A 17,642-nucleotide genomic window follows, 5' to 3' on the forward strand; every position below is an offset into this window, starting at 1 on the left:
CAATCAATGATTTTCTAGTCATTAAGATTCATTTCACTTATGATGACAGCGGTTTCGTTTGTTTTGGCAACCGTTTTCAAAATGCGCTATAACAAGGAAATTTTATAATTCTTTATTTTTTTTTAACCTATTTGTCCTATGTTGACATACATATTCAAATAAATTTAAATAAAAAGTATTAAGGATGCCTAAACGTTAAAGAACATTTTTATATACTCAAATTTAGATTTGCTGATTTTAATAGAACTCCTTTTGATGGAGGTTCATTATATGTCATTTGCATACTTTCTAATTCTCTTATGAAAAAGGCATGTTAATTTGGACTCCATATTCACGAAAGGAGTATTTTAAATGAAGAGTATTCAAAGTCGTTTATTGTTCATGCTGCTTACTTTTATTATCCTGCCGTATTTTTTTTCCGTTTTTTTGATTTATGAATATACGAAAAAAAGTGTTGAAGAGCACGAGCTTGAAGTTAGTCATGATCAAATGGAGACATTGTCGGAGGAACTGCAGCAATATTTTCATGATAAGATCAATCTTTCATATAATTTATATCGAACTCCTGATTTATACCGAATTTTTCAAAATGGCTTTGAAGATTCCATTTATTTTAATCCGATTGCTGTTGAAAAAAGCATCGAAACTTTTTCTCTCATGCGAAACGAAATTCGTCAGGTCCGCTTTTATATTGATAAGGATAAAGAATCGTTTACTGTTTACAATACGATGGTCAGTGCTCGTAAACCTCAACCAGATTTATTAAAGGAACATTCAATTCATAAACTTTATCACTCTAACTTAAAGTATATGATTGAGCCTCCGCATCGAATTGAGAACTATAATAATGCCGCAATTATTCCAGAAGCGGATACCACAATGGTGATGACGATTCATCATAAATTGGTAGATGTGCTTTCAAACGAATTTCTCGGAATCATTACGATTGATTTCGATTTAGATGGATATGCACGTATATGCAAAAGTATTGTTCATCATGAAGAAGAGTCCGTATTACTGCTAGATTCAAATCATCGTGTCATGTATGCAAGTAATCAAGCACTTATAGGTAAGCCCATTCCTCCTGATTTACTAAAGATAATCGATACAGCTGAAAATGTTGGGGAAGAAGATATTATCTTATCGAAAACCTTATCAAAACCACTAAATCAATGGAAACTAGTCAAGATAACTCCTAGTCACGTATTATTTCATGATGTCAGGCAGACCGCATATACTAACATACTTGTTGGGATCGGAGTAGGATTGCTGGGGTTAATGATGATAAGTATTATTACTTACAAAATTACGAGTCCAATTAAACTTCTTAGCAGGAAAGTGGAATCAATTGAAGGCGGAAATACGGATATCCCTTTTGATGACAGCAGAGAAGACGAAATCGGCCTTTTAGAAAATCATATGAAGGACATGATGGACCGAATTAATCTGCATATTGAACGTGAATATAAACTGGAAATTGAAAATCGGAAAAACCAATTCAGAGCGCTCAAATCCCAAGTTAACCCGCACTTTTTATTTAACGCATTACAATCAATAGGGGCGGTCGCCTTAAGAGATCAATCTCCTAAAGTTTACCAATTGGTCACGTATTTATCGAAAATGATGCGGTACTCTATTCGGGCAGATCAGTGGGTATTGGTTCGAGAAGAAGTGGAGTATATTCAATCATACTTATTTCTTCAAATGGAGCGTTTTGGAAGCGGTTTAAATTATTCTATTCAAATAAACGAAACAATCCTTGCTATGAAAATTCCAAGTATGATTCTTCAACCGCTCGTTGAAAACTTTTTTAAACACTGTTATGAAGAAGGTTTCTATCACTCACATTTAAACATTTATGGAGAAATCCAAGGAGAATTGTTACATCTCGTGGTAGAAAATGACGGGCCCAGTATGACACATGAAGAGCTGCAAACATTAAGGGAAAAGATCTATACGGCTTCTGATGAAGGAACGTATTCCCGCGAGCATATCGGTTTGAAAAATATTCATGACCGACTAGTTCTAAATTATGGACAAGATGCTGGATTAGAGCTGGATCGGAAGCAAGGACACGGATTTTTCGTTCGACTCATGATTCCGTTAGATTCAAAGATTGCAAATGAAGAGATTGTTTCATAGTCATCCAAACAGAAAATGTTTACTCGTATCTTGTAAGGAGGATGAAAAAAATATGAAGGCTCTAATTGTAGATGATGAATTTAATGTGCGTGATGTCATCCGTCATTTGGGACAGTGGAAAAAGTACGGTATTACTGATATCTTCGAAGCAAGTAATGGAGAAGAAGCAAAAAAAGTTATTCAAAGGGAGAATCCGGAGATCGTCTTTACAGACGTGAAAATGCCTGGAATAAGCGGTATAGAATTAATGGAGTGGTTAGATGCCATGTCTTATCCTGGAAAAGTCATTTTAATCACAGGTTTTGACGATTATTCATATATGCGTAAAGCAATTAAGTGCGGCAGCTTTGATTATTTATTGAAGCCGATTGAAGCTGATGCATTTAATAAAACGTTGGAGGAAGCTGTTAAATGCTGGGCAAGTGAAGAGAAGGATCGTCAATATAAAGAGACCGGTGTTTATGAAGATGTTAAAAGGCTTCGTATGAATCAGTTAGTTACAGAGGCTTGCAACGGTGAACCTTTTGACATGAATGAAATTGCTTTATGTCTTCCCTCAGCTGATGAGTACGATCTTACACTCATTTCCTTTTATCAAATGCACCATTCTGATCCATACATTCAAAGGCTTGCTGATCAGCTTGTCGATCAGGGACTTGGAAATGCATTTACGCTTCAGGATGATCAAAGTCTTTGTTTAGTTATGACTGTACAGGGCGAATGGTTATCTGTTGAAGAATGGATTAGTCATGAATTTGATATCCCTGTTCGTCTTGTTACTGGTCAACCAATAAAATCATTGGAAGAGATCCCGAAATCGTTTCAGTCTTTACAAAAAGCAGTGGAAGAGCAAAACTTCAGATCGATTCATCGTTTAAATGATCTGGATGACGCCTGTCGCATGAAGGATATTGTTTCTTATGTTGAAATGCACTACATGAAGGAATTGAGTTTGGAAAAACTATCAAACCGGTTCTTTTTGAGTCGTGAGCACATATCAAGAAAGTTCAAACAAGAAACGGGAATGACTCTGTCCAAATACATCATGAAACTTAGAATCGATCAAGCAAAATGTTGGTTAAGTGAAACGGAAGAAAGTATTTATTCCATTTCCTTAATGCTTGGCTATCAGGACGAGAAATACTTTTCAAAGTTATTCAAAAAGGTCGTTGGCATGACACCTTTTGAGTACCGCAACGACGGGAAGAAGCTCAAAGTTGGAAGTAGATAATCCACCTTTTTCATATCTTTTGAGTGAACGATTGGGGTGAATCGATGAAAAAAGGGATATTTCACATGTTTTTAGTTGGCATACTCAGCCTATCTCTTTCGGAATGTCAGACGAAGATGAAGAAGGTATCGGAATCAAAAGAACCGGAACTTGCGGAGGAAAAAATCATATTAAAGGTTCGAAATCCGAAAGTAGAAATATCTACGCAGTTCGAACAAATGGTAAACGCTTATGAAAAGAAAAATCCAAACGTAGATATTCAGATTCACACCGTGGGCGGGGCCGCCGATGACCTTTCTGACCTGAAAGCACAGATGGCTGCCGGTAACGGTCCTGCTATCTTTACAAACACCGGATACGAACATGCCAAACACTGGAGTGAATATTTGGAGGATCTTACGGACCAGCCATGGGTCGAACATGCATATGAAGATACGTTAACCCCAATGAAGTTGAATGGGAAAATTTATGGAATGCCATTTAATCTCGAAGGATTCGGATTCATTTATAATAAGGATTTATTTCATAAGGCAGGCATTGATACGTTGCCGAATACGCTAACTGAATTAATAGAAGCGGCGGAAAAGTTGAAAAAAGCAGGGATTACTCCTTTTGCAAACGGTTATTATGAAGGGTGGAAATTGGGTGACCACCTATTGAGTATTGCATTTGCAAAACAAGAAGATCCAGTTGCTTTTATAAAAGGCCTAAATGACGAGACGAGAAAAATTGAGAACAATCAAACATTCAAAGATGTGATCAAGTTGCTCGATGTAACAACAAAATATGGAAACGATAGTCCGCTCGCAACAGATTACAACATGGAATTGAATTTATTTGCAAAGGGACAAGCAGCGATGATACTACAAGGAAACTGGATTCAGCCGATCATTGATCAACTATCACCAAATATGAACATAGGAATGCTGCCAATACCAATTAATGACGAGCCTAACAATGATGCCTTAGTTGTCGGTGTTCCGAATTACTGGGTTGTAAACAAACAAGCAACACCAGAAAAGAAAAAAGAAGCGAAAAAATTTTTAAACTGGATGGTTTCTTCAAAACAAGGAAAAATGTTTATGACAGAACGTTTGAAATATATTCCTGCGTTTGAAAACATAGAGACGGACCATTTAGGACCGCTCGCGGATGAAATTATCCGTTACTCAACAGCGGGAAAGACGTTATCTTCCAACTGGTTTCATTTTCCTGTGGGAGTAAAAGCTGAATTTGGCACTGCAATGCAGCTTTACGTAGGAAAACAGCTGAATCGTGAGCAATTGCTGCAAGAGTTTCAGAAGTCCTGGGATAATGCTGCAAGCCAATAATTCGCCTTCATCGTATAGAGATTCACATTCAAAAGTTGATCAATCCGCTGATTAGCTCTTTATAAATGCCCGCATTTTTTGCAGGCATTTTTTTAATAATCTGCCGGAAAGCACGAGATCAATTTAAGACAACATTCTAATCAATATAAGCCATATCCATAGAATTTGACCTAAACTATAATGAAATTTGTAAATGAAACACGGTCTGAATGCTGCTAGATTTCTAGTAAACATTCATAAAAAAATTAAGGGAGGAAGAAGATGAACATCAAAAGTCTTGTTAAACAAGCAACAGTCGTTACGCTTGGTACAGCAATTCTAGTAGGCGGAGGGGCACCGCTCTCGCTTGCAAAACAAAAAGACACATTGGATCACAAAGAAACGTATGGGACTTCTCAAATCACTCGTTCAGATATGTACAACATCATCAAACAACATGATGATCCAAGATTTGAAGTACCTCAGTTCGATGCATCCACAATTAAAAACATTCCTTCAGCAAAAAAGTATGATGAGAATGGCAAGCTGATGGATATAGACGTATGGGACACTTGGCCGCTTCAAAACGCTGATGGAACAGTGGCAGAATATAAAGGCTACCATATCGTTTTCGGTTTAGCAGGAGACCCTGACAATGGAAGCGACACTTTTATATACATGTTCTATAAAAAAGTTGGCGATGATTCACTTGATAGCTGGAAAAATGCCGGCAGAGTATTTAAGGATAGTGATAAATACGCTGCAAACGATCCGTATTTAAAAGATCAAGCTGAAGAATGGTCAGGATCTGCAACTTTAACGTCTGACGGAGAAGTTCGCCTATTTTACACAAATCGCCATCCATGGGATGGAGAAAAACACTTAGGTAAACAAACGTTAACAACAGCTCAAGTGAATCTATCTCAACCAGATGCTGATACACTAAAAATTAAAGGTGTTGAAGATTTTAAATCGATCTTTGAAGGTGGAAACGGTAAAGTTTATCAAAATGTTGATCAAGCTTTCAGTGAAGATAATTTCATGAATAACCATACATTGAGAGATCCTCATTATATTGAAGATAATGGCCATAAGTATCTTATTTTTGAAGCAAATACGGGAACAGAATATGGTTATGAAGGCGAAGAATCACTATACAATAAAGCTTACTATGGCGGAAGTAATAAATTCTTCCAAGCTGAAAAGAATAAGCTGTTAAAAAGCTCGAAAAAAGAGCTGGCTACTTTAGCAAATGGTGCAATAGGAATCATTGAAATCAATGATGATTATACTTTGAATAAAGTAATGAAACCATTGGTTGTGTCAAATACAGTAACAGATGAAATTGAGCGTCCGAACATCTTTAAAAAGGATGGCAAATGGTATTTATTCACAAGCTCAAGAGGATCTAAAATGACAATTGACGGTATTGATGACGAAGACATTTACTTGTTAGGTTATGTGTCCGATTCCTTAACTGGACCATACAAGCCACTCAATAAAACCGGACTTGTATTACACCATGATCTTGATCCTTATGACATTACTTGGAATTATGCTCATTATGCGATCCCACAAGAGGATAGCGATAATGTGGTTGTAACAAGCTACATGACAAACAGAGGTTACTTTGAGGACCATCACTCTACGTTTGCACCAAGCTTTTTACTTAATATTAAAGGACCAAAAACATCTGTTGTAAAAGATAGTATCCTTGAACAAGGACAAATCACAATTAACGAATAATGTTATAAAAAAAGAAAGTGTCAATCATGATTGGCATTTTCTTTTTGCTTTGACTTTTTTTTGAGGGCGGTGAGAATGATTGGACAAACGAGTAAAAAATAAAAGGAGATATAAGCCGTTGGTTTTTTTGATTACGAGCTTACTGATCATGACTGCCATCGGATTAGTGAATCACTTTGTCTTTAAGTCTCGTGAACCAACAGTTGAGCAACAAACGGATAAGTCACAGGAATCGACTCATACACATAAAAAGCCCTCATACCGTGCAAAATACCACTTTACTACACCAGACAACTGGAAAAATGATCCTCAGAGGCCGATCTATTTGGATGGAAAATATCATTACTATTATCTCTATAATGGTGATTATCCAAATGGAAATGGAACTGAATGGCGACATGCCACATCAGAAGATTTAGTGCACTGGAATGATGAAGGGATAGCCATTCCAAAATATACAAACGAAAATGGAGATCCATGGTCAGGATCAGTCGTTATTGACAAGGAAAATACAGCGGGGTTTGGAAAAGGCGCTCTCATTGCGATTGTGACACAGCCCTCTAAGGATGGAGGCCAGCAGGAACAGTTTTTATGGTACAGTAATGACCACGGAAAAACATTTACCTCATATAGTGACGATCCTATCATGCCAAATCCGGGAACAAAAGATTTTCGAGATCCGAAAATCATTTGGGATGATAGTAGCCATAAATGGATCATGGTCATGGCGGAAGGAACAAAAATAGGCTTTTATGAATCTCACAATTTAAAAGATTGGAATTATATGAGTAGTTTCGTTACGGAACATATCGGAATCGTAGAGTGCCCTGATCTTTATGTAATGCGAGCCAATAACGGGACATTCAAATGGGTGCTTGGTGTTAGTGCAAATGGTAAATCGCGAGGCAAGCCCAATACTTACGCCTACTGGACCGGAAATTTTGATGGAAAGGAATTCTTTCCGGATCACCACGAACCTCAATGGCTGGACTATGGCTTTGATTGGTACGGCGGAGTGACGTTTGAGGGTGGAAAGGAAAAAGAAAAATACAACAAACGTTATGCCTTTGCGTGGATGAATAATTGGGATTATGCCCATCAAACACCAACAATGCAAGAAGGGTTTAACGGAATGGACTCGATTGTTCGCCAAATTGAACTAAAGCATGACAAAGACAATAATTATCATCTAGTCTCTCAACCAATTAACGCTTTAAATAAATTAACAAAGGCTACAGATACCTATGAACAAATTGAAGTAAACGGCTCAAAAACACTTCATGTAACCGGTGATGTATACCAGTTGGAGACGGATATCTCTTGGTCAGAACTGAAAAATGTAGGTTTAAGGCTTCGGGAATCAGCGGATCAAGAACGCCATGTCGATGTAGGCATTTTTGCAGAAGGACATTATTTTTATGTCAATCGATCATTAACAAACCACTCTGACAAAAATAATCAATCGGTAGAAAGCACAACACCATTTGATGCTGGTAAACGGCAAGCTCACTTAAAGATTATTGTTGATAAAAGTAGTATTGAAGTCTTTGTCGATAATGGAAGGTTCACACATTCAAATTTAATATACCCAAAATCAGATGATCAAGGAATCACCTTTTTCTCCGAAGGCGGTACAGCGATCTTTAAAAATGTGACAATCAAACATCTTGGTTCGATTCATTAAGATGACCAAACTGGTTTTTTTAGATGGAGAAATGAAATATGTCGAACGATTTATGAATGGGTAAAGCTTTTTTAAACACTATTTAGTGTAAGCCCGGTTCCACACAAGAACTGCACCCTGTCAAGTAGACAGTAAAAATAAGCAAAACACACTAAACGGCTTTAGCCCTTTATTCTACTGGGCTGAGGCCGTTTGTTTTTTCTTGTAAACGATTATGGTTGTATTCATCAATATCATGTTGAAGCTGCTCAAATGTCTCGTACGAATTGCAATGTATTTCTCACATTCTAATTTTCCCCAAAACGACTCGATAGGGCCGTTGTCAATACAGCGGCCGACGCGGGACATGCTCTGCGTGGTGTTTGCTTTTTCAATCATCCTTCTGGAACTGGTGCGATGTGTTTTGCTTCACCCTGACATACTTGGCTTAGGCTTAAAACACTAAAGCCTCTTACGAGTTCAGTGGGATTCTTGAGAGGCTTTATTTGTTTTTCACTGGTTGTAGTATATAAAAAGTACGAATGTGGTTGAGATAAATTCGAAAATTGAGCAAACCTATATAACCGCGAAATTATAGGCTCCAGTTCAGATCCTCAAAAAGATGCTGCCTTGGTTCAGAAAGCCTTCTCTTCGATTGATGGTAATCTTAAAGAAATAGAACTTTTTCATACAGATCGTGGAAATGAATTTAAAAATCAAGCCATAGAAGAGCTACTTGAAGCCTTTAGAATTGATCGTTCTTTGAGCATGAAGGGCTGCCCTTATGATAATGCGGTCGCTGAAGCTACATAGATTAAGACAGAGTTTGTCTATGGAGAAACATTCGAAAGCCAGAAACAATTAATTAGACCTGGCCTTATTTGATTATGTTCACTGGTATAATCACATCCGAATTCATGGAACTCTAGGCTATCTCAGCCCAATCGAATTCAATAAGAAACACCTTAACAAGATTGTCAAGTTTTGTGTTGACAATCCAATCGGGGTCATGGAAAAAGGCTGGGTATGGAGCCCTATACTCAGCCTTTTTCTTATACAATATGAACTTTCAGGCCGTTTTCTGTAAAAATATCAACCATCGCATTTTCTGCTTTTTCCTTATCCGGTCCGTGAACCTCCAGCTTATAATCGTCCTTATCAGATAACGACACACTTAATCCTAAGAAGCTTTTGACGTCAATGACTTTGTGGGGAGTATGTAACACAATACTCGAATCAAACTTGTTTGCCGTATGAACGATGTTCAGCACTTTCCTGCTTTCTTTTGAACCTGTTTCCAATCCCTTTGCAACATTCAGCCCGGCATTCATTTTTTTCTCATCCATTCCAATCAACCTCTCTTTTATTTTTCCCTCTGTGAAGATCCCCTGTGAATTTCAAGCGAATTGGTTGATCTATGTTGAGCGGCATTTCCAGCAACAGTTCAGAGTGTTATAGAAGTATATTTATTATGTTCAAAACGAGGGTGAATTTTCAAGAGGATCTTTGGAATTTATATAATTAGGCAAATAAGGATAATAAAAAAATAAGTAAGGTTATATATTTATCCAAAATATATTCCTATAATTATGACCAAGCTTTCTTAAGAAATCCGCATTTTGTAAGGGGATACATGTAAGGGTCATGGTCACAATGGAGCCACTTTTGCAATGATAGAAAGGGCCTGACCAAATCAAAAAGACAGGTTTTTATTATAAATAAATCGACACATGGAGGGACTGCAGATGATCAATTTAGGTATTCGAGCACATGACCTTGAACGTTTACCTTTGGAACAATTAGTCGAAACGGTTTCCGGAAAAGGGTTAACATCCGTTCAGCTGGCCTTGGCAAAATCGATTGGGGAGGAAAGTACGGAAACAGGCAGTTTGAGCCCGGGCTTCGCTCATTACGTCGGCAGGACTTTTTCGGACAGGAATGTTCAGATTGCCGTTCTTGGCTGTTACATCAATATGATTCACCCTGATCATGACGAAAGAAGAAAAGCGCTGGACCGGTTCAAGGAGCATATCCGGTATGCCCGTGATTTCGGATGCAGCATTGTAGGGACGGAAACGGGGAATGTGCATCCGGAAATCGTGTACACAGAAGCGAACTTTCATGAACAGCCTTTTTTGGACGTCGTACAAAGTGTTCGTGAGCTTGTAGCAGAAGCCGAAAAATTCGGTGTGATTGTCGGAATCGAAGGGGGAGTCAATCACCCGATCTATTCCCCGGCCGTCATGAAGAGGCTGTTGGATTGTGTGGATTCTAATAATCTGCAAGTTATTTATGACCCCGTCAACTATTTGACCGTCGAAAACTATGAGCAGCAGGAAGCGATCATTCAGGGAGCGTTTGAACGGTTCGGGAACCGGATCGCGATTATGCATGCGAAAGATTTCCGGATCGAAGACGGTACACTCCAGGTCGTCCCGGTCGGGAAAGGTCTCTTAAACTACGATGTGGTGTTTAAATATATGAAGAAAAAGAAACCGTTCGTCAACATTTTGATGGAAGAGACGAAAGAACCGTATATCAACGAAAGTATCGACTACTTAACAAACAAATACAAGAACGCATAAAACCAATAAAACAAAAAAAATACAGCTGTTTTTTTTTGAATAAAGCACAAAATATTTTTACTTATGTTGATTGTTTTTTGAATTATCTTTATAATGAAAGCGCAGTCAAAAAAATCAGAATATAAAAAACAAGGGATCATGGAGGTAAAGATGATACAGAGTGAAGTGAAACTGGAAAAGGAAACCGTACTGGAACACATAGATTCCCTTATAGAAAACCTGGCGCAGATAAAAGATGACACTGGTGAATTTCTCTTAAACTTTGATGGACTTGTGGTAGATGATAAAAGCTGGCATGTCTGGAATTGGCCGCAGGGTGTGGGTTTGTATGGGATTTACAACTTGTATAAGCTGACGAAAAATGAAAAGGCTTTAAAAACAGTAAAAGAATGGTTTGAAGCGAGGTTTAAAGAAGGGGTCCCGCCGAAAAACGTCAATACGATGGCTCCGTTTCTTACCTTAGCCTATATGTATGAGGACACTCGCGAACAAACCTATGTCCCTTATTTGGAAAAGTGGGCGGATTGGGTCATGTACGATATGCCTCGTACCAAAGAGAACGGTTTGCAGCATATGACCTATGGTCCGCCGAATACCGAACAGTTGTGGGATGACACGTTGATGATGACGGTGTTGCCACTGGCCAAGATTGGTCAGCTGTTGAACAAGCCCGAATATATCGAAGAAGCGAAAAGGCAGTTTTTGATTCATACGAAATATTTATGTGATCCAAAGACAGGTTTATGGTTTCACGGCTGGACATTTGAAGGGAACCACAATTTTGCTAATGCTTTGTGGGGCAGGGGCAACTGCTGGATCACCATCGCTATCCCTGAAATCATTGAAATGCTGGACTTGAAAGAAGGGGATTTCTTCCGGGAGTTTCTTCTCGAGACTATGAATCGCCAGGTCGAAACGTTAGCTGAACACCAACATGAAAGCGGTTTATGGCATACGCTGATTGACGATCCGGATTCCTATTTGGAAGCATCCGCAACGGCTGGATTTGCGTATGGAATATTGAAGGCGGTCCGAAAACGCTACATTGATGAAAAATATGCAGAAGTCGCCCGCCAGGCGATTCAGGGTGTCGTAAACGAAATCAATGAAGACGGAGCCGTTCAAAAAGTTTCTGTTGGAACGGGGATGGGGGACTCGCTGGAATTCTACAAAGAAATTAAGACGACGACGATGCCGTACGGGCAGTCTCTGGCCGTTTTGTGCCTGACGGAATATCTGCACACATATATCTGATCAGATTCTCAATCCTTACACGAGTCATGATGGTGGTCCGTGTAAACCTTTAAAACTTACAGGGGAGGAAAGAGCATGAAGAGGAATGTCATCTTGTTGTTAGTAGGTGCATGTATCCTTACGCTGATCACGGGTTGCAGCTTGAATGCAAAAGCGGGTGATCAGGTCGTTTTACGTTTTGCTTATGCCAGTAATGCACCGCCTGTCAAAGAGGCGATGGCAGAGTTTGGTCGGTTGCTTGAAGAGAAAACAGATGGTGAAGTCACCGTCAAATATTATCCGGACTCGCAATTGGGCGGGGAACGGGAATTGATTGAGTTGACCCAGACAGGGGCGGTCGACATCACCAAGGTCAGTGGATCTGCTCTGGAAAGTTTTTCTGACCGCTATTCGATTTTTTCCATCCCGTATTTATTTGATGGAGAAGAACATTTCTACAATGTCATGGAAAATGAAGAAATCATGGAGCCGATTTATCAATCGACTTCCGATCTTGGGTTTGTCGGATTGACATACTATGATTCTGGCCAGAGAAGTTTCTATATGAAAGACGGCCCTCTGGAATCCCCGGAAGATATTAAAGGGAAGAAGATCAGAGTGATGCAGAGTGAGACGGCCATTGAAATGATCGAACTGCTCGGCGGTTCCCCGACACCTATGGGCAGTGGAGAAGTGTACACCTCTTTACAGCAAGGGATTATTGATGGGGCAGAAAATAATGAATTCGTCTTAGTGACAGCTGGCCATGGAGAAGTGGCGAAGTATTATTCTTATGATCAGCATACGAGAGTGCCTGACATTGTGGTCATGAATGAAGCCACGTTGAATAAATTGACACCTGAACAAAGGGAAGCGGTTCATGAAGCGGCGGAAGAATCAACGGAATACGAGAAGAAAGTATGGAAAGCGGCCGTTGAAAAAGAAAAGCAGCTGGCGATAGAAGAGCACGGCGTAGAATTTAATGAAGTGGATAACACACCTTTTAAAGAAGCCGTACAGCCCCTTCACGACGAATTCAAAAATAATGAAGAGTTCAAGGGTCTGTATGAAGCGATACAAGAAATGAGCGGTCAATAAGTAAGGGGGGAATCAAATGGAAACAGTGAAAAAGTACGTGGACAAAATATTCTTGGGTGTAACGGCTACTTTGTTTCTTATTATGGTAGCGGTTACAACGTGGCAGGTCATTGCCCGTTATGTTCTGAGCAACCCGAGTACTATCACGGAGGAGTTTATACGATTCAGTCTGATCTGGCTTTCGATGTTAGCCGCCTCGTATGTCGTGGGAAAAAGGAGTCACATCGCCTTCACGATGATCAGTGACCGGTTCAAAGGAAAGAACAAAGTAGTGTTAGAGCTTTTTATACAATCCGCCTTTTTACTCTTTTCGTTGGCCATCATGACCTATGGTGGAGTGAAAGCCATCTCGATTACGATGTCCCAGCTGTCCCCTTCCTTAGGGATACCGATGGGATTCGTGTATCTGTCCCTGCCGGTATCAGGTTTGCTGATCACGTTCTACAGTATCGTCAATATGGTTCAGTTATTAAAAAAAGATAAAACTCCGGCTATAGAAAAAAGGGATAGTGTGGAATACGAAAAAGCAGGTGAAGTTCTATGATCTTACAGGCTAGCTTAATTTTGGTCCTTGTCTTTGCAGTTCTTCTGGCGGTAGGTATACCGATAGCAATCAGTATTGCCGTTTCGTCTTTAGCTACCATCTTACTGATTCTGCCTATCGATATAGCGGTTTTCTCCTCAGCTCAAAAGATGGTAGCCAGTATCGACAGCTTTTCTTTGATAGCGGTTCCATTTTTCATTTTATCCGGAATTATTATGAATAACGGCGGGATTGCTGCGAAGTTGGTGGACTTTTCTAAGCTGTTGGCGGGGAGGGTTCCGGGTTCTCTTTCCCATACGAACGTTATCGGAAATAGTCTGTTCGGTTCGATTTCCAGCTCTGCAATCGCTGCCTCCACGGCGATCGGTGGGGTCATGGTCCCGCTGCAGGAAAAAGAAGGGTACGACCGGAAATTTGCAGCGGCCGTCAATATTGCCTCAGCTCCGGCTGGAATGATCATCCCTCCAAGTACCGGTTTCATCATTTTCTCCCTCATCAGTGGAGGTACTTCGATCGCAGCTCTATTCATGGGCGGATATGTCATCGGTGTCCTCTGGGCTCTCGCGATTATGATTGTTTCTTACATCATTGCAAAGAAAAGAAAATATCCGGTTGTGACCGAGAAAACCAATTTGAATGTAAAAAAAATCGTTTGGGAAGCTGTTCCGAGTATCCTGTTGATTTTTATTATTATCGGTGGAATACTGACTGGTGTGTTTACGGCAGTTGAAGCATCAGCTATTGCTGTCGTGTACTCTTTCATTTTGGCTTTCTTCTTTTATAAGACGATCACGTTGAAACAGCTGCCACATGTGATGGCCCAGGCCGTTGAAATGACAGGAGTGATCATGCTTCTGATTGCTGCTTCTTCTTTAATGTCATTTGCTATGGCTTTCACAGGTATTCCGGCAGCGCTGAGCAGCCTGGTGTTAGGCATTTCTGATAATCCGATCATCATTTTGCTTGTCATGAACCTTGTCCTGCTGTTAATCGGTACGGTCATGGACGTAGCGCCGGCGATTCTGATTTTCACCCCGATTTTTATGCCGATTGCTACAGGTATTGGTATAGACCCTGTTCACTTTGGAATCTTCTTCATTCTCAACTTGTGTGTCGGTACCATCACACCTCCGGTTGGAACAGGACTCTTTGTAGGATCTAGTGTAGGGAAAGTGAAGATTGAACAAGTACTGAAGCCGCTCCTTCCATTCTATGCAGCGATTTTCGTTTTACTTTTGCTAGTCACATACTTTCCGCAAATCAGCTTGTTCTTACCGAACCTGCTGGGATTATAACGCATAAGCACACCGCGTGATCAATCATGGTGTGCTTTTCATAGACTTTCTTTAATTGACTGAATTTTCTTTTATATTTTCAACCTATTTGCCATAACAAAGGGATAGCCGTTTGCAACTGTTCCAAATAATGAAAAAAGGTGATGAAACATGTATTTGAAAAAATCTTCTCTTGTTAAAAAGGTATGTATGATCGCTTTAGTCGTCCCTCTGCTGATGACGGGGACGTTCAGTGCTTCCGCCTCTGATTGGAAAAAAGACGAGGGAACAGGAAATGGTGCAGGTGTGCAGTTGGAATATCTCGACCGGGGACTGGTTGCGGCGTCTACATCTGAAGGGATATTCCTGAGCTGGAGGTTGTTGGCTGACGAAGTGACCGGTTCTTCCGGCACAGGTCTGACGGGTTCAACTTTTCACGTCTATCGTAACGGAAATAAGATTGCCACAGTGGAAGACAGTACGAATTATTTGGACAAGGACGGGACCGATCAATCGGAATATTATGTATCCGCTATAAGGGACGGGAAAGAAATCGACCAAAGTTCATCCGTTTCTCCATGGGAAAATCAGTATTATGATCTTCCGCTTGTGAAACCGGAAGATGGGACGACACCTGCTGGAGAAACTTATACATATTCCGCTAACGACATGAGCGTAGGGGATGTGGATGGCGACGGACAGTACGAATACTTTGTGAAATGGGATCCATCAAACTCGAAAGACGTCTCCCAGGTAGGCTATACCGGAAATACATACATCGATGCCTATGAGCTTGACGGAACCCTCCTTTACCGCCTTGATTTAGGAGTGAATATCAGGTCGGGGGCGCATTATACACAGTTCTTAGCCTATGATTTTGACGGAAACGGAAAATCAGAATTGATGCTGAAAACGGCTCCCGGTACAAAGATCATCCAGTACGATGAGGCGGGGAATGTAACATCGGAGGAATTCATCACGATGCCTGAAGAAGACAGGAAAAATGGCTACAGTCATAAGGATGATTACCGGATGAGCAGTGATGATTATTATGAGCACGTTGTAGAGATGTTCATGAACTGGCATGAGCACGAGGAAGTGACAAGTGGTCATTGGCCGGAGACGCTTGAGGAAGCTTTCGGAATCGAGAAACGGTACAGCTATCCGTTATCAAGGGAAGATGCGGAAAGTCTGACGGATTACTTCATGGATGAGTATGCTCCAAGTAGAAGCAGCCGTAACAACTTAAGGAAATTTGAAGGCTTCATAGTGGAAGGGCCTGAATATTTGACCGTATTCAACGGGGCGACGGGTGATGCAATGGACACGATCCATTACAAACCGGGACGCCAAGATGATGGTCTTATGTGGGGAGACTATGCGATGTCGAGAATTGAGCCCGGTAACCGGGTCGACCGTTTTCTCGCCGGAGTCGGTTACCTCGACGGGGAACAGCCTTACGCCATTTTCGCGCGTGGTTACTACACTAGAGCTGCCCTTGTGTCTTACAGCTGGGATGGAAAGCGCATTGAGGAACACTGGTCGGTGGATAGTGGCTGGACTCCGATGAGCAACCCTTTCAATGACCGGCCCCATGATCAACCAGGGAAGGATGATGAATTTGCCTCTCTCACCAATCAGGGATTCCACTCATTGAGTGTGGCGGATGTGGATGGTGATGGCAAACAGGAAGTGATCTATGGAGGAGCCGCAATCGATCACGATGGTACGTTGAAGTACAGTTCAAAGGATACATTGCCGGCCCAAAGTGCAGCACCGGGGACCGTCGCTAAACTGGGACATGGAGATGCGATGCACGTGACGGATATCGACCCGGACAGACCGGGATTAGAGATATTCTCTGTTCACGAAAATGGTGCCAATGCTCCGTATGGATATGTTTTACGTGACTCCGGGACAGGTGAAGCGATTTATGGCGGCTATACAGGGAAAGATACTGGCCGCGGAATGATCGGAGACATTGACCCTGATCGGAGAGGCTTGGAAACATGGGCGGTTGGAGTATGGACGGCAGATGGTGAACAGATCAGTACGGTAGCACCGGGTACAAACATGAACATCAAGTGGTCTCCGGATATGACGACACAAATCGTTACAGGTGCATTGGAGAACACGCCTTCCATTGAGGACTGGAAAGAAGGTAATCTGCTGACGGCTTCAGGTACGTTGACCAACAATGGTACAAAAGGAAACCCCGCTCTTGTAGCCGATCTATTCGGTGACTGGAGAGAAGAATTGCTGTTGAGAACAGAGGACAGTTCTGCCATTCGGATGTATCTCAGTACAGAGGTGACGGATCACAAATTATATACATTGATGCACGACCAGCAATATCGGGTGGAAATCGCAAGACAAAACTCTGCGTATAATCAGCCCGCCTACACCAGCTTCTATTTCGGATCGGATATGAACTGGGATAGCGTTCCTGTTCCGGATTTCTCGACTTCCGGTGTCCTGTCGGTGTTACAAAACAGGATGAATGAATATGAGGAAAGCGGAGAACTGACGGGTCCTTTACTCCATCAGTTAACGAACACGTTGAAACAGGTCAGGCACCATTTTGAAAAAGGATCGGAAAAGCAGGCGCTCAAATTTTTGAATAAGTATGAGGAACGGCTTAAAGATGAAACGAAGCAGAAACACATCTCTCTTCAGGCTAAAAGAAACTTGACCTATTATGTTCAACTCTTAACCGATCAGTGGGAAAGGAAGGGGAATAAGGAGGGCAAAGGAAGATAAAAAATCCGGGAGGTCGCCTTACAGATGACTGGGGGCGGCTTTTCTATTGACCATAC

Annotated in this window: 13 protein-coding genes and 1 pseudogene; 12 read left to right on the forward strand and 2 right to left on the reverse strand. The window is 40.9% G+C overall.

The features are described from left to right. The first annotated feature begins 351 nt into the window (after positions 1-351). The 5 genes from RBH91_RS03515 (at position 352) to RBH91_RS03535 (ending at position 8,113) form a co-directional block, all read left to right on the forward strand. Positions 352-2,142 (forward strand): cache domain-containing sensor histidine kinase, encoded by a 1,791-nt coding sequence (locus tag RBH91_RS03515; protein WP_307893489.1) that lies wholly within the window; start codon positions 352-354, stop codon positions 2,140-2,142. A gap of 52 nt (positions 2,143-2,194) precedes the next feature. Further along, the gene (locus RBH91_RS03520; protein ID WP_076762760.1) at positions 2,195-3,373 is read left to right on the forward strand and encodes a response regulator; all 1,179 of its coding nucleotides are present in this window, start codon (positions 2,195-2,197) and stop codon (positions 3,371-3,373) included. 44 nt (positions 3,374-3,417) lie between these two features. Continuing rightward, positions 3,418-4,704, forward strand: a complete 1,287-nt coding sequence (locus RBH91_RS03525) for an ABC transporter substrate-binding protein (protein WP_307893490.1) — start codon at positions 3,418-3,420, stop codon at positions 4,702-4,704. A gap of 261 nt (positions 4,705-4,965) precedes the next feature. Beyond that, positions 4,966-6,429, forward strand: coding sequence for a glycoside hydrolase family 68 protein (locus RBH91_RS03530; protein ID WP_307893491.1), 1,464 nt, complete (start codon positions 4,966-4,968; stop codon positions 6,427-6,429). Between the two features lie 148 nt (positions 6,430-6,577). Beyond that, a complete protein-coding gene (locus RBH91_RS03535) occupies positions 6,578-8,113 on the forward strand; it encodes a glycoside hydrolase family 32 protein (RefSeq protein ID WP_307894650.1) in 1,536 nt (511 codons plus the stop codon). A gap of 169 nt (positions 8,114-8,282) precedes the next feature. Here RBH91_RS03535 and RBH91_RS22580 read toward each other — a convergent pair whose 3' ends face one another. Beyond that, the gene (locus RBH91_RS22580) at positions 8,283-8,390 is read right to left on the reverse strand and encodes an IS3 family transposase (protein ID WP_404802490.1); all 108 of its coding nucleotides are present in this window, start codon (positions 8,388-8,390) and stop codon (positions 8,283-8,285) included. Positions 8,391-8,665: 275 nt separating this feature from the next. Here RBH91_RS22580 and RBH91_RS03545 point away from each other — a divergent pair. Further along, positions 8,666-9,038, forward strand: a pseudogene (locus RBH91_RS03545) (IS3 family transposase); the annotation flags it as partial. Between the two features lie 106 nt (positions 9,039-9,144). On the opposite strand, the gene RBH91_RS03550 reads toward RBH91_RS03545, so the two are convergent. After that, entirely contained in the window at positions 9,145-9,438 is a 294-nt protein-coding gene (locus RBH91_RS03550; protein WP_239693559.1) for an HPr family phosphocarrier protein, read from the reverse strand. 399 nt (positions 9,439-9,837) lie between these two features. Between RBH91_RS03550 and RBH91_RS03555 the strand changes: the two genes are divergently transcribed. The 6 genes from RBH91_RS03555 (at position 9,838) to RBH91_RS03580 (ending at position 17,586) form a co-directional block, all read left to right on the forward strand. Further along, the gene (locus RBH91_RS03555; RefSeq protein ID WP_307893492.1) at positions 9,838-10,677 is read left to right on the forward strand and encodes a sugar phosphate isomerase/epimerase family protein; all 840 of its coding nucleotides are present in this window, start codon (positions 9,838-9,840) and stop codon (positions 10,675-10,677) included. A 150-nt stretch (positions 10,678-10,827) separates the two neighbouring features. Further along, positions 10,828-11,931: a beta-galactosidase BglB gene (gene bglB, locus RBH91_RS03560; RefSeq protein ID WP_307893493.1), complete on the forward strand. Its 1,104-nt coding sequence runs from the start codon at positions 10,828-10,830 to the stop codon at positions 11,929-11,931. Between the two features lie 75 nt (positions 11,932-12,006). Continuing rightward, positions 12,007-13,008 carry a TRAP transporter substrate-binding protein gene (locus tag RBH91_RS03565; protein ID WP_307893494.1) on the forward strand — a complete coding sequence of 334 codons (1,002 nt, stop codon included), beginning with the start codon at positions 12,007-12,009 and terminating at the stop codon, positions 13,006-13,008. Between the two features lie 16 nt (positions 13,009-13,024). Continuing rightward, positions 13,025-13,552, forward strand: a complete 528-nt coding sequence (locus tag RBH91_RS03570; protein WP_307893495.1) for a TRAP transporter small permease — start codon at positions 13,025-13,027, stop codon at positions 13,550-13,552. After that, entirely contained in the window at positions 13,549-14,847 is a 1,299-nt protein-coding gene (locus RBH91_RS03575) for a TRAP transporter large permease (protein WP_307893496.1), read from the forward strand. Before RBH91_RS03570 ends, RBH91_RS03575 begins: the two co-directional genes overlap by 4 nt. A gap of 150 nt (positions 14,848-14,997) precedes the next feature. After that, on the forward strand, positions 14,998-17,586 hold the full coding sequence (locus tag RBH91_RS03580; RefSeq protein WP_307893497.1) for a rhamnogalacturonan lyase: 2,589 nt from the start codon (positions 14,998-15,000) through the stop codon (positions 17,584-17,586). Positions 17,587-17,642: the final 56 nt, after the last annotated feature.

It is taken from the genome of Bacillus swezeyi (assembly GCF_030908325.1).
Taxonomy (GTDB): Bacteria; Bacillota; Bacilli; order Bacillales; family Bacillaceae; genus Bacillus; species Bacillus swezeyi.

What these genes read in the sequence shown, in the direction of transcription:
- RBH91_RS03565 (WP_307893494.1), top strand. Translation starts at nt 12,007, where the DNA reads ATGAAGAGGAATGTCATCTTGTTGTTAGTAGGTGCATGTATCCTTACG.
- RBH91_RS03515 (WP_307893489.1), top strand. Translation starts at nt 352, where the DNA reads ATGAAGAGTATTCAAAGTCGTTTATTGTTCATGCTGCTTACTTTTATT.
- RBH91_RS03575 (WP_307893496.1), top strand. Translation starts at nt 13,549, where the DNA reads ATGATCTTACAGGCTAGCTTAATTTTGGTCCTTGTCTTTGCAGTTCTT.
- RBH91_RS03525 (WP_307893490.1), top strand. Translation starts at nt 3,418, where the DNA reads ATGAAAAAAGGGATATTTCACATGTTTTTAGTTGGCATACTCAGCCTA.
- RBH91_RS03520 (WP_076762760.1), top strand. Translation starts at nt 2,195, where the DNA reads ATGAAGGCTCTAATTGTAGATGATGAATTTAATGTGCGTGATGTCATC.
- bglB (WP_307893493.1), top strand. Translation starts at nt 10,828, where the DNA reads ATGATACAGAGTGAAGTGAAACTGGAAAAGGAAACCGTACTGGAACAC.
- RBH91_RS03550 (WP_239693559.1), bottom strand. Translation starts at nt 9,438, where the DNA reads ATGGATGAGAAAAAAATGAATGCCGGGCTGAATGTTGCAAAGGGATTG.
- RBH91_RS03535 (WP_307894650.1), top strand. Translation starts at nt 6,578, where the DNA reads ATGACTGCCATCGGATTAGTGAATCACTTTGTCTTTAAGTCTCGTGAA.
- RBH91_RS03570 (WP_307893495.1), top strand. Translation starts at nt 13,025, where the DNA reads ATGGAAACAGTGAAAAAGTACGTGGACAAAATATTCTTGGGTGTAACG.
- RBH91_RS03580 (WP_307893497.1), top strand. Translation starts at nt 14,998, where the DNA reads ATGTATTTGAAAAAATCTTCTCTTGTTAAAAAGGTATGTATGATCGCT.
- RBH91_RS03530 (WP_307893491.1), top strand. Translation starts at nt 4,966, where the DNA reads ATGAACATCAAAAGTCTTGTTAAACAAGCAACAGTCGTTACGCTTGGT.
- RBH91_RS03555 (WP_307893492.1), top strand. Translation starts at nt 9,838, where the DNA reads ATGATCAATTTAGGTATTCGAGCACATGACCTTGAACGTTTACCTTTG.